Genomic DNA, 22,951 nt, shown 5'->3' with positions numbered 1-22,951 from the left:
GCTCGTGCACAAGGAGCTGATGGGGCTGCTGCGCACCCACGTGCGCACGCACCTCGTGGTCGCGCTGGCCGCCGCCGTCGTGGCGGGCGTGCTCGTCCTGGTCCAGGCGGAGCTGCTGGCCGGGGTGCTGTCCGGCCGCTTCGAGACCGCGGCACTGCTCTTCCTCGTCCTGGTGGTGGCGCTGCGCGCCCTGCTCGGCTGGGTCCAGGGGGTGCGCTCCGGCCACCTGGCCACCGGCGCCAAGTCCGCGCTGCGCCACCGGCTGCTGGCCCGCTTCGCCGAGCTCGGCCCGATCCGCCTGTCGTCGCGCCGCTCCGGCGAGCTCGTCACCCTCGTCGGCCGCGGCCTCGACCGGCTCGACCCCTACCTGACCGGCTACCTGCCCGCCGTCGCCGTCGCCGCCGTCGTGCCCCTGGCGGTGCTGCTGCGCCTGCTCTTCGCCGACCTGACCAGCGCGATCATCGTGCTGGTCACGCTGCCCCTCATCCCGATCTTCGGCGCCCTCGTCGGCATGCACACCAAGACGGTGACCGAGAAGCAGTTCCACGCGCTGTCGCGCCTCGGCGGGCACTTCCTCGACGTCGTGCGCGGCCTGCCCACCCTGCGCGCCTTCGGCCGCGCCCGCTACCAGGCCGACGTCATCCGCTCCGTCGCCGACGCCCACCGCAGCGCCACCATGCGCACCCTGCGAGTGGCGTTCCTGTCGGCTCTGGTGCTGGAGCTGTGCGCCTCGTTGTCGCTGGCGCTGGTGGCGGTGCCGATCGGGCTGCGGCTGCTCGGGGGGAGCCTCGATCTGACGTCGGCGCTCCTGGTGTTGCTGCTGGCGCCGGAGGCGTACCTGCCGCTGAGGGTGATGGGGACACGGTTCCACGCGTCGATGGAGGGGGTCGCGGCGGCCGACGCGGCCTTCGCGGTCCTCACCCCGGACACGCCGCCCCCGGCGGGGTCACCCGACGCCGAAGCCGCCCCTCCCGTGCCCACCGGCGCCGGTACGGCGAGCGCCACGGGCGGCGGCGCCCGGCGCTCCGGCCACGGGGCCCGCCCACCCGAGATCCGCCTCGACAACGTCACCGCCCACTACCCCGGCCGCACCGACGCCGCCCTGGAAGCCGTCTCCCTCACCATCGCCCCAGGCGAACGCGTCGCCCTCGTCGGCGAGAGCGGCGGCGGCAAATCCACCCTCCTCAACCTCCTGCTCGGCTTCCTCACCCCGTCGTCGGGCCGCATCCTCGTCGACGGCACCGACCTGCGCGACCTCGACCTCGGCCAGTGGCGCGCCGAGACCGCCTTCGTCCCCCAGCGCCCCCACCTCTTCACGGTCTCCGTCACCGACAACATCCGCCTCGGCGCCCCCGACGCAACCCCCGAGGCCGTACGGCAGGCGGCCGGCCACGCCCACGCCACCCCCTTCATCGACGCCCTCCCCCAGGCCTTCGACACCCTCGTCGGCGAGCGGGGCGCGAACCTGTCCGCGGGCCAGCGCCAGCGCATCGCCCTCGCCAGGGCCTTCTGCCGCCCCGACGCGGCGATCCTGCTGCTCGACGAACCCACCGCCCGCCTCGACGGCCGCAGCGAGGCCGCCATCGTCGAGGCCACCGGCAGGCTGTCGTCCGGCCGCACCGCGATCATCGTCGCCCACCGCCCCGCCATGATCGACCTCGCCGACCGCGTCATCCGCATCCACGAGGGCCGCGTGATCGCCGACTCCGCCGCACCCCCGGCCGCCTCCACCCAGCCCGCCACGGGCCCGACCGCCCGGGACACGCGATGACCACGAACGCCCCCAAGAACCCGGCGGCCCCGGAGCCGAACGACTCGCCGGCCGACGTGCCCCGCTCCTCGTCGCTCCGCTCCATGCGGTGGCGGCTCGTCTGGGCCGTCCTGGCCGGTGCCGCCGCCGAGCTCGCCGGTGTCGGCCTCATCGCCGCCGCCGCGTGGCTCATCACGCGCGCCGCCGAGCAGCCCCCGCTGGCCGCCCTGAGCGTCGCCATCGTCGCCGTCCGCGCCTTCGCCACCAGCCGCGGCGTCTTCCGCTACGCCGAACGCCTCACCGGCCACGACGTCGCCCTCCGCGCCCAGGCGGGCACCCGGGAAGACCTCTACGCCTCCCTCATCCCGCCCCAGTCCCCGCGCCACGGCGGCGCCGACCTGCTCAGCCGCATGGTCGACGACACCGAGGCCGTCCAGGACCTCCTGGTGCGCTGCCTCCTGCCCGCCGCGGCCGCGCTGATCACGGCGGTCGCCGCCGTCACCATCGGCCTCACGATCTTCCCCCCGGCCGCCCTCGTCCTGCTCGCCGGCCTGGCGATCGCGGGTGCGCTGCTGCCCGCCGCCACCGCGGCCGGCGCCCGGCGCTGGGCGGCGCGCATCGCCCCCGCCCGCGCCGGCCTGGCCGCCCGTACGGCCGACCTGGTGCACGGCGCCGCCGACCTGGCCGCCAGCGGCGCCGGCGACCGCGCCCTGCGCAGCGCCCTCGACGCCGACGCGGCCCTGGCCGCCCTGGAGCGCCGCCAGTCGAGGGTGCACGCGTCGGCGCTGGCGTTCGGCGTGCTCACCCAGGGGCTGACCGTGGCCGCGATCGTCCTGCTGGCCCAGGGCGCGGGCGTCGGTTCCGTGGGCACCGCCGTGCTCGCGTTGATGTCGCTGGTGGCCTTCGAGCCCGTCCTGCCGCTGGCCGCGGCGGGTGAGCGCCTGACCGGCATCCTGGCCGCCGTCCGCCGTCTGAGGGAGGTGCGCGCCACCCCGCCGGCCGTCACCGAGCCCGCCCATCCCGCCCCGCTCCCGTCCGCGCCGCTGACGGTCGAGGTGAAGGACCTTGTCGTACGGCACGCGGCCCCCACCACCCCCGCCGCCGTCGACGGGGTCAGCCTCACCCTCACCCCCGGCAAGCGTGTCGCCCTGGTCGGCCCCAGCGGCGCCGGCAAGAGCACCCTCCTGGCCGCCCTGATGCGCCTCGTCGAGCCCGCGTCCGGCACGATCTCCGTCAACGGCGCCGACGTCCGCGACCTCGGCTCCGACGACGTGCGCACCCTGATGACCGGCCTCACCCAGGACCCTTACGTCTTCCAGACCACCCTGCGCGCCAACCTCCAGCTGGCCGGCCCCGGCAAGAGCGAGGAGGCCCTGGAGACAGCCGTCCGCCAGGCGAAGCTCCAGACGTGGGTGCGCTCCGTCGGCTGGGAGAGCGAGCTGGGCGAGGACGCGCGCACAGTCTCGGGCGGTCAGCTCCAGCGCCTGGCCCTGGCCAGGGCCCTGCTCTACGATCCCCCGGTGCTCCTGCTCGACGAGCCCGCCGAGGCGCTCGACGAGCAGACCGCCGACGAGCTGATGGCCGACCTGCTCGACGCGACGCATGGCCGTACGACCCTGCTGGTCACCCACCGCCTGCGCGGCCTGGAGCAGGTCGACGAGATCCTGGTGCTGGAGCACGGCCGCGTGATCCAGCGCGGCGCGCACCGTGAGCTGGTGGAACGGCCCGGTTACTACCGGGACCTGTGGGAGTCGGAGATGCTCACCCGCCGCTGAACCCCTGCCGATTCGCGGCCTTTGGGGTTTTCATGGCAGAGAGGTTTGTGATACAAACTGGTTTATGGATGAAGTCAGCCTCAGCCCCGACGAGACATTGCGGCTGATCGAGGAACAACGCAAGGCGGTCCGCCACGACCTGGTCCCCAACCCGCTGTTCACCTACACGCCGTGGGGTGTGGCCTGGTTCGTCGGCTACCTCGCCTTCTTCATGGCCTACCGGGTGGAAGATTCGGGGATCTCCTGGCAGCTGGCGCTCGCCATCCTGATGGGCGGCCAGATCCTGGCCGGAAGCGCCATGGTCTACGGCACCACCCGCTCCAGCCTGCGGGTCAAGGGCCACACGTCCCAGCGCGGCGCGATGTACGGCATCGCCTGGTTCGTCGGCATGATGGTCATGGGCTGGGTCTGCTCGACCTTCGTGGTCCACCTCGACCAGAACCTGGTCGGGCTGCTGTTCTCCACCTGCTCGCTGATGATCGCGGCCATGCTCTACATGGCCGGGGGCGCGATCTGGCTCGACTGGACGATGTTCTTCGTCGGCATCTGGGTCGCCGTCGTGGTGGGCATCGCCGCGGCGGTCGGCCAGCCGTACGCCTACCTGCTCCTCGCCGTCCTGCTCGGCGGGGCCTTCATGGGGGTGGGCGTCGTCAGGAGGCATCGCCGATGACGGCCGTGCCCGAACTCGACCCGGTCATCCATGCCCAGGCGCGGCTGCGCGTCGTGGTGACGCTCAGCGCCCTGCCCGGCGGGGATCGGGTCTCCTTCCCCAGTCTCAAGAAGATGCTGGACCTGACCGCGGGCAACCTGTCGGTCCACCTGACGAAGCTCGAGGAAGCGGGCTACGTCGAGATCACCAAGGCCCACGAGGGCCGCACGCCGGTCACCTACGTCGCCCTCACCAGGCGCGGACGGCTGGCATTCGAGGAGTACACCGAGGCGCTTCGCGCGCTGCTTGGAGGAGTCACGTGACGGTATTAACCAGGACGATCGAGGTCACCCGCACCTATGGTGACATAACCGCCCTGGACGGGGTTTCGCTGGAGATCCGCCAGGGGGAGCTGGTCGGCCTGCTCGGGCCGAACGGCGCAGGAAAGTCCACATTGATCAACCTGCTCGTGGGCCTGCGCCGCCCCACGAGCGGCACGGTCGAGCTGCTCGGCGGCTCGCCGATGGATCCCTCCGTACGGCGGGGCATCGGCGTCACGCCGCAGGAGACCGGCCTGCCGACGTCGCTGAAGGTGGGCGAGACGCTCGACTTCGTCGCCGGGCATTTCCCGGTGACCCGCAAGGACGAGGTGATCGAGCGCTTCGGCCTCAGCGACCTGCTCAAGCGCCAGATCGGCTCGTTGTCCGGCGGCCAGCGCAGGAGGGTCGGCGTGGCGCTCGCGTTCGTGGGCGACCCGAAGGTCGTCTTCCTCGACGAGCCGACCACCGGCCTGGACGTGGAGGCGCGCAGGGCCCTGTGGGACGGCATCCGCGCCTTCCACGCCGACGGCGGCACCGTCCTGCTGACCAGCCACTACCTGGAGGAGATCGAGGCACTCGCCCAGCGTGTCGTCGTGGTCGGCGCCGGCCGGGTGCTGGCCGACGACACCGTGCAGGCGGTCAAGCGTTTCGTCGGCGTCAGGAGGGTGTCGCTGGCGGCTCGCGAGCTGCCCGACCTGCCCGGCGTGATCGACACGGAGCGCCGCGACGGCCGCTACCACCTGGTCACCGGCGACTCCGACGCGCTGGTGGTGGCCCTGGTCAAGAGCGGCCTGCCGTTCGAGGACCTGGAGGTCCAGCCCACATCCCTGGAAGAGGCCTTCCTGGCCATCACCGCGACGGAGGCGTCCCATGTCTAGCCTGGTCCTGGCCCATACCCGGGTGCAGTTCATCGAGCAGTTGCGGGTGCCGATCGGCCTGGTCGCGGGAGCGTTCTTCCCCGCCGCGGCCTTCCTGGCCTTCGTGGTGCCCAGCGTGGACGATCCGGCGGTCGCCCTCGGCGCGACCTGCGCCATGGTGGTGTTCGCGATCATGTCGACCGGCATGATCGGCCTGGGCATCAACGTCTCCCAGGATCGGGAGCTGCCGTGGGACCCCTACCTGCGGACCCTGCCGGCCGGGCCGTTCCCCCGGATCGCCGGACGATTGCTGACCGCGATGGCGATCTCGTTGCTGGCCATGATTCCCGTCACCGTCCTGGCGGCGGTGTTCGCGGGAGTGAGGCTCTCACCGGCGAGACTGCTGCTCGGACTGCTGGCCGTACTGGTGATCACGATCCCGTTCATGCTGATCGGGTTGTTCATCGGCTACCTGTTGCCCGCCAAGGCGGCGATCGGGGTGTCGCAAATCCTCTTCTTCCCGATCGCCATCCTCGGCGGGCTGCTTGGAAACCCCATGGACATGCCCGCCTTCATCGAGGCGGTGTCTCCCTTCATGCCCAGCCGGGGCGCCCTCGAACTCCTGTGGTGGGCCACGATCGGCATGGAGGTCGACTGGTTCGCCATCGGCATGATGGGGGTGTGGATCGTCGTGCTGGGGCTGGCCACCGCGTGGGCCTACCGGCGCGACGAGGGTCGCCGCTTCTCCTGACCCGTGCTCTCGCAGGTGGGAGGGGGGTGTGCCGCCGAGTCCGCAGCGATCTCGACGGCACACCCGTTCAGCGAGGGGGATCCTCTATTCGCTCTTCGTGGTGAGGGTGACGTCGACCTCGGACGGCTGGCCATTCCTCACATATGTGATCTTGACCACATCGCCGGGCTTCAAACCTCTCACCGCTCCGACTACCGTAGCGCCATCGTCGACGGACGTCTCGCCGATCTTTGTGATGATGTCTCCCTGCTTGAGCCCGGCCTTCTCGGCCGGGCTTCCCGGCGTCACCTGGCTGACGAGCGCGCCCGCCGTCCCACCGGTCGCGTCGGCGACGCCGACGCCGAGGAAGGCGTGGCTGACCTTGCCCGACGAGATCAGCTGGTCGGAGACCTGCTTGGCGGTGTTGATCGGGATGGCGAAGCCGACGCCGATGTTGCCGTTGCTGCCGGCCGTCGCGATCGCCGTGTTGACGCCGATCACCTGGCCCGCCGCGTTGACCAGCGCGCCGCCCGAGTTGCCCGAGTTGATGGCGGCGTCGGTCTGGATGGCGCCGCCGATGGTCGTGGCGGAGTTCTGCTGCTGCTGACGCCCCCAGGGGCTCTGCTGCTGCTCGCCGCCCACGGTCAGCGTGCGGTCGAGCGCGCTGACGATGCCCGAGCTGACCGAGCCCTCCAGGCCGAGCGGGCTGCCGATGGCCAGCACCGGATCGCCCACCCGCAGCTGGTCGCTGTCGCCGAGCGTCGCCGGGGTGAGCCCGGAGACGTCACTGGCCTTGATGACCGCGATGTCCGTGCTCGGGTCGGTGCCCACGACGGTCGCCTTGGCGGTCTTGCCGTCGCTGAACTTGACCGTCATCGTGGTGCTGCCCGCACCCTCGACGACGTGATTGTTGGTGAGGATCAGGCCGTCGGCCGACAGGACCACACCCGAGCCCTCGCCCGTCTGCCCCTGGATAGTGACCACCGAGGGCTGCACGTTCTGGGCCACGTCCGCAACGGTCAGCGAGCTGCCGGCCTGCTTGAAGACCGGGCTGCTCACGGCCGCCGGCCGCTCGTCGGCCGCGGCGGTCGCGATGGCGGCCCCCGCCGCGCCGCCGCCGATCGCCATGGCCGCCAGGGCCAGACCCGCGACGACCTTCTGGCCCGCGGTGAACGCCCTGCGCTGCTTCGGTACGGCAGGCGCCGCCGCGAAGGGCTCGCCGTGCGGTCCGGGCAGACTCGCCAGCGGCGTCGTGTGCTGCTGCTCGCCCGCCTGCTGCGCGCCCTGCTGACTGTGCGCGGCCCCCTGTACCCCCTGGGCGCCCTGGGCACCCTGTGCTCCGGCGGGCTGCTCGCCGGCGCCGGGGTAGGCCCCGGCGGTGGGCGGCGTGGAGCCGAACTGGCTCCACCCGCCACCGGCGACCGGCAGCTGCTCCGTGCGGCTCTCGTCGTCCCGATCCCGAGGCTCGTTCGCGTTCATCTTCCACTCCCTCGAATCCCGATGACTCAAGGGTGTCAAGCTGCGCGTAAGTGCTGATTAAGCCGATGATCGGCGCAAGATGAAGCGGCTCACGAGCGCCTTATCACCGCACGTCGAACGAGCGTGCGCAGCCGCGAAAACGGCGAAAAATTTGCCCGGTCAGCGCCGCCGCAGCCTGTTCAGCCACCCCCGCGCTCGCGCCTGGTTGCGCGGGTCCCTGGCCATCCGCTTCGCCTTCTCCACGTTCCGCCTGCCCTCGGGGCTGCGCAGATAGGCCCGTATGCGATTCATCAGCTTCGACATGCGCACCCCTCTACCCGAGGAGCCGGGCCCTTACCGCGGGTTCAGGACTTGTCGCGTTCGTGCAGGAACTGGGCGATGGAGACCCAGGAGTCGGCGAGCCGCTCCAGCCGCTCCATCAACGCCAGGTCCGTGATCGTCTCCGCGTTGTAGAGCAGGCGAGCGGCGTTCGCGATGGCGATGTCCACCGTGGTGATGCTGTCTGGCTGGTTCACCGTACGCTCCTCCCGTCTCGTCGGAGCATAGGCCAAGGTCATGCCCGCGGTCGCCGGAGTTTCCGCCGCGGGCCGTACGGCAGGCGTGGGCGCGTGCCGTACGGCCGCGAAGATCAGTTCTTGGCGGGCCAGTACTCATCCCGCAGCAGCCGCTTGTACAACTTCCCCGTCGGGTGGCGGGGCAGTTCCTCGCGGAAGTCCACCGACCTGGGGCACTTGAAGTGCGCCAGCTTGCCGCGGCAGTACTCCATGAGCTCCGCCTCCAGCTCCGGCCCCGCCTCGGCCCAGTCGACCGGCTGGACGACCGCCTTGACCTGCTCGCCCATCTCCTCGTCCGGGACGCCGAAGACGGCGACGTCGGCGACCTTGGGGTGGACGGCCAGGACGTTCTCGGACTCCTGCGGGTAGATGTTCACCCCGCCCGAGATGATCATGTAGGAGCGCCGGTCGGTCAGGTAGAGGAATCCCTCCTCGTCGACGTAGCCGATGTCGCCGAGCGTGGTCCAGCCGCGCCCGCGCGCGTCCTGGGAGGCGCGGGTCTTGTCGGGGTCGCCGTGGTACTCGAAGGCGGGCCCGTCGGCGATGAAGACCGTGCCGTGCTCGCGCGGCGGCACCTCGTCGCCCTCCTCGTCGAGGATGTGCACCTTGCCCAGCAGCGGCCGGCCGACGGTGCCGGGGTGGGCCAGCCAGTCGGACGGCGAGACGTACAGGAAGCCGTTGCCCTCGGTCCCGGCGTAGTACTCGTGGATGATCGGTCCCCACCAGTCGAGCATCTGCTGCTTGACCGGCACCGGGCAGGGCGCGGCGGCGTGGATGGCGCACTGCAGCGACGACAGGTCGTGCTTGGCGCGCGTCTCCTCGGGGAGTTTGAGCATCTTGATGAACATGGTCGGCACCAGCTGCGAGTGGGTGACGCGGTGGCGCTCGACGGCTTCCAGGTACGCCTCGGGGTCGAACTTCTCCATCACCACGACGGTGGCGCCGAGCTTCTGGAAGGACATGCAGTAGCGCAGCGGCGCGGCGTGGTAGAGGGGCGCGGGCGACAGGTAGACGCTGTCGGCCGAGGGCGCGAACAGGAACTGGATGAGCTGCAGCAGGATGCCGGGCTCGCTCATCGGCGCCAGCGACAACCCGGGTTTGACCCCCTTGGGCCGGCCGGTGGTGCCGGAGGAGTAGAGCATGTCCGCGCCCTGGCACTCGTCGTCGATCGGGGTCACGGGCTGGGCGGCGACCGCGTCCTCGTAGGAGCCGTATCCGTCGGCGGTGCCGCCGATCATGAGCCGCAGCTCCACCTCGGGCACCGCGGCGGCCACCTCGGCCAGGTCGGCGGTGGTGATGAAGGCTCTGGCCTCGCAGTTGCCCACGATGTAGGCGAGCTCGTCGGCCTGCAGGCGCGAGCTGATCGCGGTGTAGTACAGCCCGGCCCGGTGCGCCGCCCACGCCACGGTCAGGAACAGCGGGTGGTTGGACATCATGAACGCGATATGGTCGCCCGATTTCAGCCCACGGGCGCGGAAGAGGTGGGCCAGCCGGTTGGACTCCTCGTCCAGCTGCCGGTAGGTGACGACCTCGCCGGATCCCGCCATGATCACAGCGGGCTTGTCGGGGGTGACGGCTGCGATTGCTCCCGGATACATGACTAGAACAGTATTCGGTCAGGGGTGGATGATGTAAGTGGTTCCTGTACTGCTGCGCATCCAGGCCCGCTCGAAGGCCGCGCGCGGGTAGACCTGGCGCACCTGGCGGCGCCCCGGGTCGTTGGCGATGACGTCGCCCTCGGCCGTGAACCCGGTGATCACCATGAGGTGCCCTTCGCTGGCGTAGCCGAGCTCCTTCCTGGTGAAGGCCAGGGAGGCGACGACCGGGATGTCGCGGGCGATGTACTCCTCGGCCCCGGCCAGGGAGGTCAGGCGCGTGACGTGGGCCTTGAGCCCGAAACGCCCGGCGTAGGCGGCGTTGAACGCCCAGTTTCCGGTGCCCTTGTAGGCCTCGTCGTAGGTGTGCCGCGCCGCGTGGTCGACGCGCGGATCCGCGTCGCCGTCCGGCACCCAGGCGAGCTCCTTCGCCGACGGACCCCTGTTCCAGTAGTGCAGCACCATGGCCGTCGCCGTCGGGCTGCACCACGCGCCGCCGCCGTGGCCGGCATGCTCCAGCTGCGACTTGCGCGGCACGCGCAGCTCCCGGCCCCAGGCCAGGCCTCCCCCCTCGGCCGTCGCCCCGCCGGGCGCCGAGACCACCGCTCCGAAGGTGCGCAGGCTGGGGCGTACGGCCGAGCCGTACGGCTTGATGAGGGCCACGCGCAGCCGGTAGGAGGTGAAGGGGCGGCGGGAGCGGAAGACGTCGGTCCTGACCCTGCCGTGCGTGTCGGCCTGGCCCTTGACCGTGGTGCGCGGGCCGTCGTACGACCAGCGGCCCAGGACGTACCATCCCGATCCGGGCACGCTGACCTCGACCCTGATGCGGGTGCCGGGCGGCGTGTCCGCCGTCCACGACGGCACCAGCTCGCTCGCCGGGAAGGGCACCCGCCGCTCCGGTCCCGTCCAGATCGCCACCGCGCGTTCGCCCCTGCGCTCGTACGGCCCGGCGGGCCCCACCTGCTCGGCCTGGTAGAGCGCCCGCGCGGGGACGGCCACGGCGGTGGGCGGCGCGAGAAAGGCGAGCGTCAGCACGATTCGCATGGGCCCAAAATACGGCGAAGCCGTGATCTCTTCGGGGAGATCACGGCCTCGGCGTTTCGCCCTGTCAGGCGTGGTGGTAAACGTCCTTGTAGCCCGAGTGGTCGTTCTTGGGCCGCCAGGGGTTGCCCCGGCTCACATCGACGAAGATGTGCTTGGCGTTCTTACCGGTGAACGAGTAGGACTTCGGGTGCTTGCCGCAGTTGCGGAACGACTTGTAATACGTCGAACCGTCGAAACCGACGACCTTGAAGGTCTCCCAGGCGCAGCCGTACTTGCCCCACCACTTGTAGTTGTGAAGCGTGCTGTCGACCTTGAACGGGTAGTGGGTCTCGGTCTTCCAGACCGGGACCTTCACCAGGCGCCAGACCTTCTTGCAGATCAGCTTGCCGTGCTTGTCCTTCTTGCAGACCAGCACGCGCTTCCACTTCTTGACGAAGACCTTGACCTTGACGATCTTCTTGTCGACGGTCACCTGGCCTTCGGCCTTCGACTTGCCGCTGGGGGACGAATAGGGTCCCCACCCGGCCTGGTAGTAATGCGTGGCGGACGAGGCGGGTGCTGTCGCCGCGTTCGCCGCGACCGGAGCGGCCACCGACATCATTGTGGCGGCGGTGACTCCGATCAGGATCCGTGAAACGAGTCGCATTTCCTGCGTCTCCTCGGGACGAGGGGATTTCCAACGGATCTCTTCATACGCCCCGAGGCTTGCAATTCACTTAATACGGATGATCACGACTAAGTAATTCGCAGGTAACGACACTTTCCTGAATTAAAGCTGAGAATCGGCCCTATTCGGCGGCGATCACGGAGCCGGCGTACTTGGTCGCGATGAAGTCCTTGACCTCCTTGCTGCGCAGCAGCTCGGCCAGCTTCACGACGTTGGCGTCCTTCTCGTGACCGGTCTGCACGACCAGCCCGTTGACGTACGGGTTGGCCTCGGTCTTCTCCAGCACCAGCGCGTCGGTGGCGGGCTTGAGCCCGCCCTCGATGGCGTAGTTGCCGTTGATCACCGCGGCGTCGACGTCCTCGAGCGAGCGGGGCAGCTGCGCGGCCTCGATCGGCTTGAAGACCAGCTTCTTGGGGTTGTCGGTGACGTCGCGCTCGGTGGCGGCGGTGCCGACGCCGTCCTTGAGCTTGACGATGCCGTTGTCGGCCAGCAGCTTCAGCGCGCGGCCCAGGTTGGTGGCGTCGCTGGGCACGGCGACGGTCGCGCCGGAGGCCAGGGCGGCGGCCTCGGTGATCTTCTTGGAGTACAGGCCGAGCGGCTCCAGGTGGACCGGCTCCAGGAAGCTCAGCTTGGTGCCCTTGGAGGAGTTGAAGTCGTCCAGGTACGGCTTGTGCTGGAAGTAGTTGGCGCCCAGCTGGCCCTCGTCGAGCTGCACGTTGGGTTGCACGTAGTCGCCGAATTCCACGATCTCCAGGTTCAGCCCGGCCTTGGCCGCCAGGTTGTCCTTGACGAACTTCAGGATCTCGCCGTGCGGCACGGGGCTGGCGCCGACCTTCAGGACGGCGGAGGCATCAGGCGTTCCCGCACTCCCGCCCGCCGGGGTGGCGGACTGCGACGTTCCGCATGCGGCGAGCAACAGGCTCAGGGCGGCAACACCTGCAATGGCACGAATCTTCATGATTTTTCCTTACTTGTGGGACAGGCGCCGGGCGACGAAGTCACCCAGGCTCTGGATCAGCTGAACGACGATGATGAGCACGATGACCACGGCGACCATGACGCCGGTCTCGAAGCGCTCGTATCCGTAGCGTTTGGCCAGGTCGCCGAGGCCGCCGCCGCCGATGACGCCGGCCATGGCCGAGTAGCCGATGAGCGCGACCACGGTCACGGTGAGCCCGGCGACCAGGCCGGGAAAGGCCTCGGGCAGCAGGACCTTGCGGATGACGGCCAGCTTGCCGGTGCCCATGGCCTGCGCGGCCTGGACCACGTCGCGGCCGACCTCGCGCAGGGCGGTCTCGACGAGGCGGGCGAAGAACGGCACGGCGCCGACCGTGAGCGGCACCACCATGGCCTCGGTGCCGATGGAGCTGCCGACCATCACGCGGGTGAACGGGATGAGCGCGATCATCAGCACCAGGAACGGCAGCGACCTGCCGACGTTGACGACGACGCCGAGCGCGCCCTTGAGCGTGGGCATCGGCCGCAGCCCGCCCTTGTCGAGCGCGACCAGCGCGACGCCCAGCGGCAGCCCGAGCAGGACCGTGAACAGGGTCGCCCAGCCGACCATGACGGCGGTCTCGCCGGTGGCCTGCCAGAGCAGCGGGGTGATCTCGTCGAGTTCCATCAGCCGGCCACCTCCACCAGCAGGCCCCGCTCACGCAGGTAGGTCAGGGCGTTGTCCCGCTCTCCCCCGGCCAGGTCGACGCGCAGCCGCCCGACGGATCCGGCGGCCAGGTCCTCGATGGCGCCGCCGAGGATGTTGACGTCCACGTCGAACTTGCGGACCACCTCGGAGATGACCGGTTCCTCCGGGTGCCCGGTGAAGGTGAGCGTGATGTGCCCGGCCGCGGGCTCGGGGAGCGGGAAGATCTCCCGGGTCAGGCGGGAGCCGGGGGTGCGGATCAGCTCGGCGATGCCGCCCGACTCGCGGATGCGCCCGTTCTCCATGATCGCGACCGAGTCGCAGATGCTCTTGACGACGTTCATCTCGTGGGTGATCAGCAGGATCGTCAGTCCGAGCTCGCGGTTGAGCGACTTGAGCAGCCCCAGGATCGACTCGGTGGTGCCGGGGTCGAGGGCCGAGGTGGCCTCGTCCGACAGCAGCACCTCGGGCCGTCCGGCCAGCGCGCGGGCGATGCCCACCCGCTGCTTCTGCCCGCCCGACAGCTGGCGCGGATGGTCCTTGCCCCGGCCGCCGAGCCCGACCAGGTCCAGGAGCTCGGCCACCCGCCGGTCGCGCTCGCGCCTGCCCACGCCCATGACCTCGAGCGGGAAGGCGACGTTGCCGGCCACCGTGCGCGAGGCCAGCAGGGCGAAGTGCTGGTGGACCATGCCGATGCGCTGGCGTGCCCGGTTGAGCTCGCGCTCCCCCAGCCCCGTCAGCTCGCGCCCGGCCACGGACACGGTGCCGGAGTCGGGCCGCTCAAGCAGGTTGACGCACCGCAGCAGCGTGCTCTTGCCCGCGCCGCTCTGGCCGAGCACGCCGAAGATCTCGCCCTGGCGCACGGCCAGGTCGACACCGTCGAGCGCGACGGTCCGGCCGTAGAGCTTGCGCAGCCCTGAAGCCTCGATCACGAAAAATCCCCACTCGTCGTCGGATGAACGTCTGGAACAGGTGGGGGACGACTAGCGCGTGCCGGGGTGGAACGGCAGATGACTCAGGCGGCGCAGCACGAAAACGGGACGGTTCACGATGGAGGACCTTCGAACGAGGGGGACGGGGCGGGGCGGGCAGCGTCTAGCGACACATGCCCCAAGGCATCTCGCCCATCGCCGTCACACACATCTCGTTCACGTTGTGGGAAACACCGCCTCACCTGGGCTGATTCCCGGAATCGGAGTGACCTCCCTCACACGGGGGCGCTCGGCCGGCCGCCGCCGCGGAGCCGGTGCCGGACGGACAACTAGATCCCCGTTGGAGCACCGATTTGTCACAAGTTTACTTACCCTCTTGTTCGGAATTCGTGAAAATGCTCTGATCAGCGCCAACCCCCCATAGACCGCTCACGATGGGCGGACACGACAAGGAGCGTTCTTGTGAGCAATCGCAAGTATGCCGGGTTAGCGGCTGGCCTCACGGCGAGCATCATGCTGCTCTCGGCCTGCGGAACCTCCGGCGAGAGTGCCGCGCCCAGCGGTTCACCCTCTGCCGCCACCACCGAAGCCGCAGGCGGTGCCGCGGACACGATCGCCTACGCCGAAGCCCAGGAATTCAACTCCTTCAACTCGATCGCGGTCAACAACCTGACCAACCGCATGGTCATGCAGAACACCCTCAGCGGCTTCTGGGACTTCGGTGAGAAGGGCGCCGTGACGCCCAACACCGATTTCGGTACCTACGAGAAGACCTCTGACGACCCGCTCACCGTCAAGTACACGATCAGCGACAAGGCCGTCTGGTCCGACGGCACCCCCATCGACTGCGACGACATGCTGCTGTGGTGGATCGTCAAGTCCGGCAAGGGCGGCGACTTCCAGACCGACGGCACCACCGGCGTCGAGCTCACCAAGGCTCCTGCCTGCGACAAGGGCGGCAAGTCCTTCGAGCTGGTCTACTCCGAGCCCTTCGCCGACTGGGACTCCAACGGCCCGTCCAACAACGAGGTCCTCCCGGCCCACGTGATCGAGAAGGAGTCGGGCCTGTCCGAGGACGACTTCATCGCCGCGGTCAAGGCCGAGGACAAGACCAAGCTCGCCCCCGCCTCCAAGGCGTGGAACACGATCTGGGTCATCCAGGGCCAGCTTCCCGCCGCCGACAAGATCCCCGCGTCCGGTCCGTACCGGATCGAGTCGATGCAGGCCGGTCAGTCGGTGACGATGGTCGCCAACGACAAGTACTGGGGCACGGCGCCCGCCACCAAGACACTCATCCAGCGGGTCATCCCCGAGGACCAGCAGGTCCAGGCGCTGCAGAACGGCGAGGTCCAGGCCATCGAGCCGCAGCCGAACGCCGACCTGGTCAAGCAGCTCGAGGGTCTGCAGGGCATCAAGGTGCAGACGGGGTCCTCGTTCACGTACGAGCACATGGACTTCAACTTCGACTCCAGCCCGTTCAAGGACAAGGCGCTGCGTGAGGCGTTCGCGCTCTGCGTGCCGCGTCAGCTGATCGTCGACAACCTGATCAAGCCGGTCGCCGCCGACTCCGAGCCGCTCAAGGTCCGCAACGTGCTGCCCTTCGAGGCCACCTACCCGGCGGTCTCCGACGCCGCGGGCTTCGACAAGTACGCGCAGCCGGACATCGCGGGCGCCAAGGCCATCCTGGAGAAGGCCGGCAAGGTCGGCCAGGAGGTCAAGATCGGGCACATCATCCCGAACCCCCGCCGCACCTCGACCGTCGACCTGATCCGCGACTCCTGCGAGCAGGCCGGCTTCAAGGTCACCGACGCCGGTGAGGAGAACTTCTTCGAGGCCGACGGCGGCCTCAACACCAACACCTACGACGTGGCCCTGTTCGCCTGGGTCGGCTCGGGCCAGGTAAGCGGCTGGAGCTCGACCTACCGGACCGTCGCCCAGGGCAAGTGCGACGCCGACCACAAGGCCAACAACAGCGGGTGCTACAGCAACAAGGAGGTCGACAAGCTCATCAACGAGCTCAACGGGACCACCGACAAGTCCAAGCACCCGGCGATGATCAACCAGATCGAGAAGCTCCTCTGGGCGGATCTGGCGACCATCCCGCTCTTCGCTCACCCGCTGGTGACCGCATGGGACGAGAAGCTCCAGGGCGTGAACCCGAACCCGGCGCAGTCCACCTACGTGTGGAACGCCGAGACCTGGACCCTGGGCTCCTAACCGCCCCATCCACCTAGAGCGTGCAGGCGCGGGGCAGACATTCCTCCCCTGCCCCGCGCCCGCACAACCGCACCTCAGGGGGTGAACGGTGATCGCCTTCATCACGCGACGGCTGATGATCTCAGTCTTCGTCCTTCTCGCGGCCACCATCATCATGTACGTCATGACCGCGCTGTCCGGCGATCCGCTGGCAGACCTGCGCCAGCAGACCGGTCCTAACCGGGAAGACCAGATGCGGGTCCGCTCCGAGCGGATGAATCTGGACGTTCCCATCCCCGTCCGCTACTTCCAGTGGCTCGGCGCGCTGATCACCGGCGACCTCGGCGTCAACCGGGACGGCCAGGACGTCGGCGTCATCCTGGGCAACGCCCTGGCCGCCACCCTCCAGCTCGTCGTGGCCGCCACGGTCCTGGCCATGCTCATCGGCATCACGGTCGGCATCCTGTCGGCGCTGCGGCAGTACAGCGGATTCGACTACTCGGTGACCTTCGCCGCGTTCGTCGCCTTCTCCCTGCCGCTCTTCTGGCTCGCGGTCATGCTCAAGCAGTACGTCGCCATCGGCTTCAACACCTGGCTGCGCGATCCGGTCATCGACACCACGGTCATCGTGGTCGTCGCGATCGCCGCAGGACTGCTGTGGGGCGCGCTGACGGCCGGCTCCACGCAGACGCGGCTGATCAGCTTCACGCTCGGAGCACTGGTCACGGCCACCTTCCTCTCCTTCCTCTCCTCCACCCGCTGGTTCGCCGACCCCGGGCTGGGCACCGCGGTCATCGGCCTGATCGCCGTCGCCTCCGCCGTCGGCATCTGCGCGCTCTTCGCGGGCCTGCAGTACCGCGGTCCGCTCTACGCGGCGCTGGCCGCGGCCGGCCTCGGCACGGCGCTGCACACCGTCCTGGGCGGCGTGCTGACCGACCCCACCTGGCCGCAACTGCTGGGCCTCCTGGCGCTGACCGTCGGCGTCTGCGTCGCCCTCGGGTACGGCCTGGGCGGACTGCTCAGACGGCAGGCGATCACCACCGCGGTCCTCACCGGCGTCGTCACCGCCGGGCTGATCTTCCTGGACGCGCTGCTCAGCGCCTTCCAGGCCTACAGCCAGCGCATGCGGGGCAGGCCGATCGCCACGATCGGCTCCAACACCCCCAACTTCCGCGGCGACTTCTGGCAGCTCACGCTGGACTCGGCCACGCACATCATGCTGCCGACCATGGCGCTGATCCTCATCTCCATGGCCACCTACAGCCGCTACAGCCGGGCCTCGATGCTCGAGGTGATGAACCAGGACTATGTCCGTACGGCACGCGCCAAGGGCCTGCCCGAGCGCACGGTCATCGTCAAGCACGCCTTCCGCAACGGCATGATCCCGATCACCACCCTCATGGCGTTCGACTTCGCCGGGGTGATCGGAGGCGCGGTCGTGACGGAGTCCGTGTTCGGCTGGAAGGGCATGGGCCAGATGTTCAGGGACGGGCTCGAAATGGTCGACCCCGCCCCGGTGATGGCCTTCTTCGTCGTGACGGGCGGCGCGATCGTGGTGTTCAACATGATCGCCGACATCATCTACGCCTACCTCGACCCGCGCATCCGGCTGTCGTGAAGGAGATCGGGGAATGACACTCTCGGCACCGGCGACGAGCGGCGACGCTCAGGGCATGACCATCGTCGCCAGAACGCAGGGACAACTGGTCCGCCGCCGGTTCTTCCAGCACAAGGCGGCCATGACCGGGATGGTGGTGCTGCTCGCCGTCGTCGTGCTGGCCTTCACCTCCGTCGGGTTCGGCCCGTTCGGCGGCTGGTGGAAGCACGGCTGGACGACCACGGGACGCGTGATCGACGGCGGCGCGCCCACGCTGACGCTCTGGCCGTTCAGCATCGGCGAGCACCCCTTCGGCCAGGACAACGTGGGCAAGGACTACTTCGCCCTGGTGATGCGCGGCACCCAGCAGTCGCTGCTCGTGGCGCTGCTGGTCGGCCTGGTGGCGACCTCCGTCGGCACCTTCGTGGGAGCCACCGCCGGCTACTTCCGCAAGCACACCGAGACGGCGCTCATGCGGCTGACCGACGTGATGATCACCATCCCGGTGCTGCTGATCGCCGCCATCGTCGGCCGCATGGCGGGCGGATCCGGCATCCTGGTCCTGGGCCTGGCCCTCGGCCTGGTCATCTGGCCGCAGCTGGCGCGCCTGGTCCGCGGCGAGGTGCTCTCGCTGCGCGAGCGCGAGTTCATCGAAGCGTCCCGAGCCATCGGCACCCGGCCCCGCCGCATCATCTTCAAACACATCCTGCCCAACACCCTGGGCATCATCATCGTCAGCACCACGCTGACCATCGCCTCGGCGATCCTGGTGGAGTCGGCGATCTCCTTCCTCGGCTTCGGCGTGCAGCCGCCCGACATCTCGCTGGGCCAGCTGATCAGCTTCTACCAGGGAGCGATGCTGACCCGCCCGTGGCTGTTCTGGTGGCCGGGCATCCTGATCATCACCGTGGCCCTGTCCATCAACTTCATCGGCGACGGGCTGCGCGACGCGTTCGACCCCCGCCAGAACCGGGTGCGTGCCTGATGGGCGAGATCCTCGACAGCCACGGCGACAACCGCCTCGACGTGCACGTCGGGCTCACACTCGACGACGTGCGGCCCCCCTCGGACGAGGAGATCCTCCGCGTCGAGGACCTGACCGTCGAGTTCCCCACCGACGACGGCGTCGTGCACGCCGTACGCGGGGTCAGCTACGTGCTGCACCAGCGAGAGGTGCTCGGCATCGTCGGCGAGTCGGGCTCCGGCAAGTCCGTCTCCTCCATGGCGGTGATGGGGCTGCTGCCCCGCACCGCGCGGATCTCCGGAAGGATCTTCTTCAGGGGCGAGGACGTGCTCGCCCTGCCCGCGCGCCGCCGCCGCGACCTGCGCGGCAAGAAGATCGCCATGGTCTTCCAGGACCCGATGACCGCGCTCAACCCGGTCTTCACCATCGGCGACCAGCTCGCCGAGGCCGTCCTGGCGCACGAGCTGATGCCGCGCAAGCAGGCACTCGGCCGGGCCCGCGAAATGCTCGACCTGGTCGGCATCCCGCAGGCGGAGGCCCGGCTGCGGGCCTACCCGCACGAGTTCTCCGGCGGCATGCGGCAGCGCGCGATGATCGCCATGGCGGTCATCAACAACCCCGACGTCATCATCGCCGACGAGCCGACCACCGCGCTCGACGTGACCGTCCAGGCCCAGATCCTGGAGAAGCTCATCGAGGTCAAGGACGCCGTCAACGCCGCCATCGTGCTCATCACCCACGACCTCGGCGTCATCGCCGGAATGGCCCACAAGGTGCTGGTCATGTACGCGGGCAAACCCGTGGAGGTGGCCGACACCGACGCCATCTTCTACTCGCCGCGCATGCCGTACACCGCCGGGCTGCTCGGCTCCATGCCGTCGACCGACACCACCGGCCACCGGCTGCGGCCGATCAAGGGAGCCCCTCCCTCCCTCATCAACCTGCCCTCCGGCTGCCCGTTCTCCCCGCGCTGCCCGCTGGCCGACGAGGAGTGCGTCACCCGCGAGCCGGACCTGACACTCACCGACGCGCTCGACCACCGGGCCGCCTGCCACCACTGGCCGAAGATGAAAGCGGCCGACGACCCGACGGTGTTCTTCCGCGCCGAAAGCGAGATCCAAGGATGAGCCTGCTCGAAGTCGACGACCTGGTGATGACCTTCCCGGTGCGCGGAGCAGGCTTCCTGCGCCGGGTGGTCGGCCACATCCAGGCGGTCAGCGGGGTCTCGCTGCACGTCGCGCCCGGCGAGACCCTCGGCATCGTGGGCGAGTCCGGCTGCGGCAAGTCCACGACCGGGCGGGCCATCCTCCAGCTGCACACCCCCACCTCCGGCTCGGTCCGCTTCGACGGCCAGGAACTCGTCGGCCTGCCGTACAAGCAGATGCAGGCCGTCCGGCGCAACATGCAGATCGTCTTCCAGGACCCCTACGCCTCGCTCAACCCCAAGCTGCCGGTCAACGACATCATCGCCGAGCCGCTCAAGGTGCACGGCATGTGGGGCTCGGGCGGGCCCGGACGCGTCGCGGAACTGCTGGAACTGGTCGGGCTCAACCCCGAGCACGGCAACCGCTACCCGCACGAGTTCTCCGGCGGCCAGCGCCAGCGTGTCGGCATCGCCCGCGCCCTGGCCCTGGAACCCAAGCTCCTCATCCTGGACGAACCGGTCTCCGCGCTCGACGTCTCCGTCCAGGCCGGCGTCGTCAACCTCCTGGAGGACCTCCAGGAACGGCTCGGCCTCGCCTACCTGTTCATCGCCCACGACCTGTCGGTGGTGCGCCACATCTCCGACCGGGTCATGGTGATGTACCTGGGCAAGGTCGTCGAGACCGGACCCCGAGACGCGCTGTACGGCAAGCCCGCCCACCCGTACTCGCAGGCCCTGCTGTCGGCCGCCCCCGTCGCCGACCCCCGCATCGAGCGGGAACGGCAGCGGGTGATCCTCATCGGCGACGTGCCCAGCCCCGTGGACCCGCCCAGCGGTTGCCGGTTCAGGACGCGCTGCTGGAAGGCGCAGGACATCTGCGCGGCGGAGGAGCCCGCCCTCATCGACCGCGGCAACGGCCACCCGGTGGCCTGCCACTTCGCCGAAACCATGCCCGAGGTCAGAACGGGCTGAGGGCAAGCTCCGCCTTCGTGCCACGACCACCGACGAGAGCGTTGCCGGGACCGCCCTGGCAACGCTCTCGCTCGCCGGGGAGCTCGTCGCCCTCGCCGCCGTCGTTGCCGTCGCGGTCACGGTCACGGTCGTCGTTGCCGTCGCGGTCGTCGACGCCGCTCTCGACGTCACCCTCGCCGACGCTCGTCAGAGGTCGCTCTCGTTCAGCGCCTCCAGAATCTGCTCGCCGTACTTCGACAGCTTGTTGGCCCCCACGCCGCTGATCGTCGACAGTTCGGCCAGTGACGTGGGGCGGCGCGTGGCGATGTCGCGCAACGTGGCGTCGTGGAAGATGACGTACGCGGGCACGCCCTGTTCCTTGGCCGTGGCGGCGCGCCACGCACGCAGGAGCTCGAAGACCGGGGCGGCGTCCTCGGGCATGGGGGCGGCGTCGGCCTTGGCTTTCTTGGGGGCCTTGGACGCCTTCGTCGTGGGGTCGTGGCGGAGCATGACCTGGTGTTCGCCGCGGAGGACCGCGGTGCTGGCCGGGGTGAGGGCGACGACGCCGTAGTCGCCCGTCACGGCCAGGAGGTCTCGGGCGAGGAGCTGGCGGATCACCGCCCGCCACTGGGGTTCGGACAGGTCGGTGCCGATGCCGAAGACGGTGAGCGACGTGTGGTCGAACTGCTGGACCTTCTCGGTCTGGCGGCCGAGGAGGATGTCGATGAGGTGGCCGGCGCCGAAGCTCTGCCCGCGTTCGCGCTTGAGGCGCAGGACGGTCGACATGAGCTTCTGGGCGGCGATGGTGCCGTCCCAGGTCGCGGGCGGGGTCTGGCAGGTGTCGCAGTTGCCGCAGGGGGCGCTTTCCTGGCCGAAGTAGTCGAGGAGCCGCACTCGGCGGCATTCGACGCTCTCGCACAGGGCGAACATCGCGTCGAGGTGGGCGCTGAGGCGGCGGCGGTGGGAGTCGTCGCCGTCTGAGGTGTCGATCAGGCGGCGTTGCTGGATCACGTCCTGCAGGCCGTACGCGAGCCACGCGGTGGCGGGCAGACCGTCGCGCCCGGCGCGCCCGGTCTCCTGGTAGTAGCCCTCGACGGACTTGGGCAGGTCGAGGTGGGCGACGAAGCGTACGTCGGGTTTGTCGATGCCCATGCCGAAGGCGATCGTGGCGACCATGACGAGGCCGTCCTCGCGCAGGAAGCGGGCCTGGTGGGCGGCGCGGGTGCGGGCGTCGAGGCCCGCGTGGTACGGCAGGGCGGTGATGCCGTTGTCCTGCAGGAACGCGGCGATCTTCTCGACCGAGGCGCGGGACAGGCAGTAGACGATGCCGGCGTCGCCCTCGTGCTCGCCGGTGAGCAGGCGCAGGAGCTGCCGTTTGGGGTCGTTCTTGGGTTCGAGTGCGTAGTGGATGTTGGGGCGGTCGAAGGACGCGACGAAGTGGCGGGCGCCTTCGAGGCCGAGGCGTTTGGTGATCTCGGTGTGGGTCGCGGGGGTGGCGGTGGCGGTCAGCGCGATGCGCGGGACGTCGGGCCAGCGCTCGTGCAGCGTCGAGAGCTGGAGGTAGTCGGGTCTGAAGTCGTGACCCCACTGGGCGACGCAGTGGGCCTCGTCGATGGCGAACAGCGCGATTTGGCCGCGGGCGAGCAGGCGCAGGGTCTGCTCGGAGCGGAGGCGTTCGGGCGCGAGGTAGAGCAGGTCGAGGTCACCGGAGAGGTAGGCCTTCTCGACGGCCTCGCGCTCGGGGTGTTCCTGGGTGGAGTTGAGGAAGCCCGCGCGCACGCCGAGGGCGGTGAGGGCGTCGACCTGGTCTTGCATGAGGGCGATCAGCGGGGAGATCACCACCCCGGTGCCTTGGCGCACCAGGGCGGGGATCTGGTAGCACAACGACTTGCCGCCGCCGGTGGGCATCAGGACCAGGGCGTCGCCGCCCGAGACGACATGGTCGATGATCTCCTGCTGCTCGCCGCGGAAGGTGTCGTAGCCGAAGATGCGGCGCAGAACCTCGTTGGGGGTGGTGGTCACCGGGCCATCGTAGGGGGATCCGGGGGCGTGGTCGGGGGTTCGCTTGAGGCTGTGGACAAGTGGCGGCGCGTGCGCCTCGGCTG

Annotated in this window: 21 protein-coding genes; 11 read left to right on the top strand and 10 right to left on the bottom strand. The window is 69.7% G+C overall.

Features of this window, described 5'->3' with window-relative positions; translation table 11 throughout:
* The first annotated feature begins 4 nt into the window (after positions 1 to 4).
* The 6 genes from cydD (at position 5) to ACIBH1_RS28790 (ending at position 6,102) form a co-directional block, all read left to right on the top strand.
* Positions 5 to 1,771 carry a thiol reductant ABC exporter subunit CydD gene (gene cydD, locus ACIBH1_RS28815; RefSeq protein ID WP_397317075.1) on the top strand — a complete coding sequence of 589 codons (1,767 nt, stop codon included), beginning with the start codon at positions 5 to 7 and terminating at the stop codon, positions 1,769 to 1,771.
* The gene (gene cydC / locus ACIBH1_RS28810; protein WP_397317074.1) at positions 1,768 to 3,525 is read left to right on the top strand and encodes a thiol reductant ABC exporter subunit CydC; all 1,758 of its coding nucleotides are present in this window, start codon (positions 1,768 to 1,770) and stop codon (positions 3,523 to 3,525) included. Before cydD ends, cydC begins: the two co-directional genes overlap by 4 nt.
* A gap of 64 nt (positions 3,526 to 3,589) precedes the next feature.
* Positions 3,590 to 4,195, top strand: coding sequence for a hypothetical protein (locus ACIBH1_RS28805; protein WP_397317073.1), 606 nt, complete (start codon positions 3,590 to 3,592; stop codon positions 4,193 to 4,195).
* Positions 4,192 to 4,497, top strand: a complete 306-nt coding sequence (locus tag ACIBH1_RS28800) for a transcriptional regulator (RefSeq protein WP_181609345.1) — start codon at positions 4,192 to 4,194, stop codon at positions 4,495 to 4,497. Before ACIBH1_RS28805 ends, ACIBH1_RS28800 begins: the two co-directional genes overlap by 4 nt.
* Entirely contained in the window at positions 4,494 to 5,372 is an 879-nt protein-coding gene (locus tag ACIBH1_RS28795; RefSeq protein WP_397317072.1) for an ABC transporter ATP-binding protein, read from the top strand. The genes ACIBH1_RS28800 and ACIBH1_RS28795 overlap by 4 nt, the downstream gene beginning before the upstream one ends.
* Positions 5,365 to 6,102, top strand: a complete 738-nt coding sequence (locus tag ACIBH1_RS28790; RefSeq protein ID WP_397317071.1) for an ABC transporter permease — start codon at positions 5,365 to 5,367, stop codon at positions 6,100 to 6,102. Before ACIBH1_RS28795 ends, ACIBH1_RS28790 begins: the two co-directional genes overlap by 8 nt.
* Before the next feature lie 84 nt (positions 6,103 to 6,186).
* On the opposite strand, the gene ACIBH1_RS28785 is transcribed toward ACIBH1_RS28790, so the two are convergent.
* The 9 genes from ACIBH1_RS28785 to ACIBH1_RS28745 form a co-directional block, all read right to left on the bottom strand.
* The gene (locus tag ACIBH1_RS28785) at positions 6,187 to 7,560 is read right to left on the bottom strand and encodes a S1C family serine protease (RefSeq protein WP_397317070.1); all 1,374 of its coding nucleotides are present in this window, start codon (positions 7,558 to 7,560) and stop codon (positions 6,187 to 6,189) included.
* 159 nt (positions 7,561 to 7,719) lie between these two features.
* Entirely contained in the window at positions 7,720 to 7,851 is a 132-nt protein-coding gene (locus tag ACIBH1_RS28780; protein WP_397317069.1) for a hypothetical protein, read from the bottom strand.
* Between the two features lie 53 nt (positions 7,852 to 7,904).
* A complete protein-coding gene (locus ACIBH1_RS28775; RefSeq protein WP_397317068.1) occupies positions 7,905 to 8,075 on the bottom strand; it encodes a hypothetical protein in 171 nt (56 codons plus the stop codon).
* Between the two features lie 113 nt (positions 8,076 to 8,188).
* Positions 8,189 to 9,712, bottom strand: coding sequence for an acyl-CoA synthetase (locus ACIBH1_RS28770; RefSeq protein WP_397317067.1), 1,524 nt, complete (start codon positions 9,710 to 9,712; stop codon positions 8,189 to 8,191).
* An 18-nt stretch (positions 9,713 to 9,730) separates the two neighbouring features.
* The gene (locus ACIBH1_RS28765) at positions 9,731 to 10,753 is read right to left on the bottom strand and encodes a C39 family peptidase (protein WP_397317066.1); all 1,023 of its coding nucleotides are present in this window, start codon (positions 10,751 to 10,753) and stop codon (positions 9,731 to 9,733) included.
* A gap of 64 nt (positions 10,754 to 10,817) precedes the next feature.
* On the bottom strand, positions 10,818 to 11,399 hold the full coding sequence (locus tag ACIBH1_RS28760; protein WP_397317065.1) for a hypothetical protein: 582 nt from the start codon (positions 11,397 to 11,399) through the stop codon (positions 10,818 to 10,820).
* A gap of 142 nt (positions 11,400 to 11,541) precedes the next feature.
* Positions 11,542 to 12,378: a MetQ/NlpA family ABC transporter substrate-binding protein gene (locus tag ACIBH1_RS28755; protein WP_397317064.1), complete on the bottom strand. Its 837-nt coding sequence runs from the start codon at positions 12,376 to 12,378 to the stop codon at positions 11,542 to 11,544.
* Between the two features lie 9 nt (positions 12,379 to 12,387).
* A complete protein-coding gene (locus ACIBH1_RS28750; protein WP_397317063.1) occupies positions 12,388 to 13,044 on the bottom strand; it encodes a methionine ABC transporter permease in 657 nt (218 codons plus the stop codon).
* Entirely contained in the window at positions 13,044 to 13,994 is a 951-nt protein-coding gene (locus ACIBH1_RS28745) for a methionine ABC transporter ATP-binding protein (protein ID WP_397317062.1), read from the bottom strand. The genes ACIBH1_RS28750 and ACIBH1_RS28745 overlap by 1 nt, the downstream gene beginning before the upstream one ends.
* 462 nt (positions 13,995 to 14,456) lie before the next feature.
* Between ACIBH1_RS28745 and ACIBH1_RS28740 the strand changes: the two genes are divergently transcribed.
* From ACIBH1_RS28740 to ACIBH1_RS28720, 5 genes are all read left to right on the top strand, one after another.
* Complete coding sequence (locus tag ACIBH1_RS28740; RefSeq protein WP_397317061.1) at positions 14,457 to 16,211, top strand: ABC transporter family substrate-binding protein; 1,755 nt, start codon at positions 14,457 to 14,459, stop codon at positions 16,209 to 16,211.
* Positions 16,212 to 16,299: 88 nt separating this feature from the next.
* The gene (locus ACIBH1_RS28735; protein ID WP_397317060.1) at positions 16,300 to 17,808 is read left to right on the top strand and encodes an ABC transporter permease; all 1,509 of its coding nucleotides are present in this window, start codon (positions 16,300 to 16,302) and stop codon (positions 17,806 to 17,808) included.
* 13 nt (positions 17,809 to 17,821) lie between these two features.
* On the top strand, positions 17,822 to 18,772 hold the full coding sequence (locus ACIBH1_RS28730; protein WP_397317059.1) for an ABC transporter permease: 951 nt from the start codon (positions 17,822 to 17,824) through the stop codon (positions 18,770 to 18,772).
* Positions 18,772 to 19,878 carry an ABC transporter ATP-binding protein gene (locus ACIBH1_RS28725; protein WP_397317058.1) on the top strand — a complete coding sequence of 369 codons (1,107 nt, stop codon included), beginning with the start codon at positions 18,772 to 18,774 and terminating at the stop codon, positions 19,876 to 19,878. Before ACIBH1_RS28730 ends, ACIBH1_RS28725 begins: the two co-directional genes overlap by 1 nt.
* On the top strand, positions 19,875 to 20,867 hold the full coding sequence (locus ACIBH1_RS28720; protein WP_397317057.1) for an ABC transporter ATP-binding protein: 993 nt from the start codon (positions 19,875 to 19,877) through the stop codon (positions 20,865 to 20,867). The genes ACIBH1_RS28725 and ACIBH1_RS28720 overlap by 4 nt, the downstream gene beginning before the upstream one ends.
* Positions 20,868 to 21,053: 186 nt before the next feature.
* Here the strand turns inward: ACIBH1_RS28720 and recQ are convergent, their stop codons facing one another.
* Positions 21,054 to 22,868 (bottom strand): DNA helicase RecQ, encoded by a 1,815-nt coding sequence (gene recQ / locus ACIBH1_RS28715; protein ID WP_397317056.1) that lies wholly within the window; start codon positions 22,866 to 22,868, stop codon positions 21,054 to 21,056.
* Between the last annotated feature and the right edge of the window lie 83 nt (positions 22,869 to 22,951).

The sequence above is a fragment of the Nonomuraea sp. NPDC050663 genome, from assembly GCF_044456985.1.
Classification (GTDB): domain Bacteria; phylum Actinomycetota; class Actinomycetes; order Streptosporangiales; family Streptosporangiaceae; genus Nonomuraea.
The sequence above is the reverse complement of the archived record's forward strand: the minus strand, read 5'-3'. Positions and strand labels throughout refer to the sequence as shown.

What these genes read in the sequence shown, in the direction of transcription:
- cydC (WP_397317074.1), top strand. Translation starts at nt 1,768, where the DNA reads ATGACCACGAACGCCCCCAAGAACCCGGCGGCCCCGGAGCCGAACGAC.
- ACIBH1_RS28805 (WP_397317073.1), top strand. Translation starts at nt 3,590, where the DNA reads ATGGATGAAGTCAGCCTCAGCCCCGACGAGACATTGCGGCTGATCGAG.
- ACIBH1_RS28800 (WP_181609345.1), top strand. Translation starts at nt 4,192, where the DNA reads ATGACGGCCGTGCCCGAACTCGACCCGGTCATCCATGCCCAGGCGCGG.
- ACIBH1_RS28790 (WP_397317071.1), top strand. Translation starts at nt 5,365, where the DNA reads ATGTCTAGCCTGGTCCTGGCCCATACCCGGGTGCAGTTCATCGAGCAG.
- ACIBH1_RS28785 (WP_397317070.1), bottom strand. Translation starts at nt 7,560, where the DNA reads ATGAACGCGAACGAGCCTCGGGATCGGGACGACGAGAGCCGCACGGAG.
- ACIBH1_RS28780 (WP_397317069.1), bottom strand. Translation starts at nt 7,851, where the DNA reads ATGAATCGCATACGGGCCTATCTGCGCAGCCCCGAGGGCAGGCGGAAC.
- ACIBH1_RS28770 (WP_397317067.1), bottom strand. Translation starts at nt 9,712, where the DNA reads ATGTATCCGGGAGCAATCGCAGCCGTCACCCCCGACAAGCCCGCTGTG.
- ACIBH1_RS28765 (WP_397317066.1), bottom strand. Translation starts at nt 10,753, where the DNA reads ATGCGAATCGTGCTGACGCTCGCCTTTCTCGCGCCGCCCACCGCCGTG.
- ACIBH1_RS28760 (WP_397317065.1), bottom strand. Translation starts at nt 11,399, where the DNA reads ATGCGACTCGTTTCACGGATCCTGATCGGAGTCACCGCCGCCACAATG.
- ACIBH1_RS28755 (WP_397317064.1), bottom strand. Translation starts at nt 12,378, where the DNA reads ATGAAGATTCGTGCCATTGCAGGTGTTGCCGCCCTGAGCCTGTTGCTC.
- ACIBH1_RS28750 (WP_397317063.1), bottom strand. Translation starts at nt 13,044, where the DNA reads ATGGAACTCGACGAGATCACCCCGCTGCTCTGGCAGGCCACCGGCGAG.
- ACIBH1_RS28730 (WP_397317059.1), top strand. Translation starts at nt 17,822, where the DNA reads ATGACACTCTCGGCACCGGCGACGAGCGGCGACGCTCAGGGCATGACC.
- ACIBH1_RS28725 (WP_397317058.1), top strand. Translation starts at nt 18,772, where the DNA reads ATGGGCGAGATCCTCGACAGCCACGGCGACAACCGCCTCGACGTGCAC.
- ACIBH1_RS28720 (WP_397317057.1), top strand. Translation starts at nt 19,875, where the DNA reads ATGAGCCTGCTCGAAGTCGACGACCTGGTGATGACCTTCCCGGTGCGC.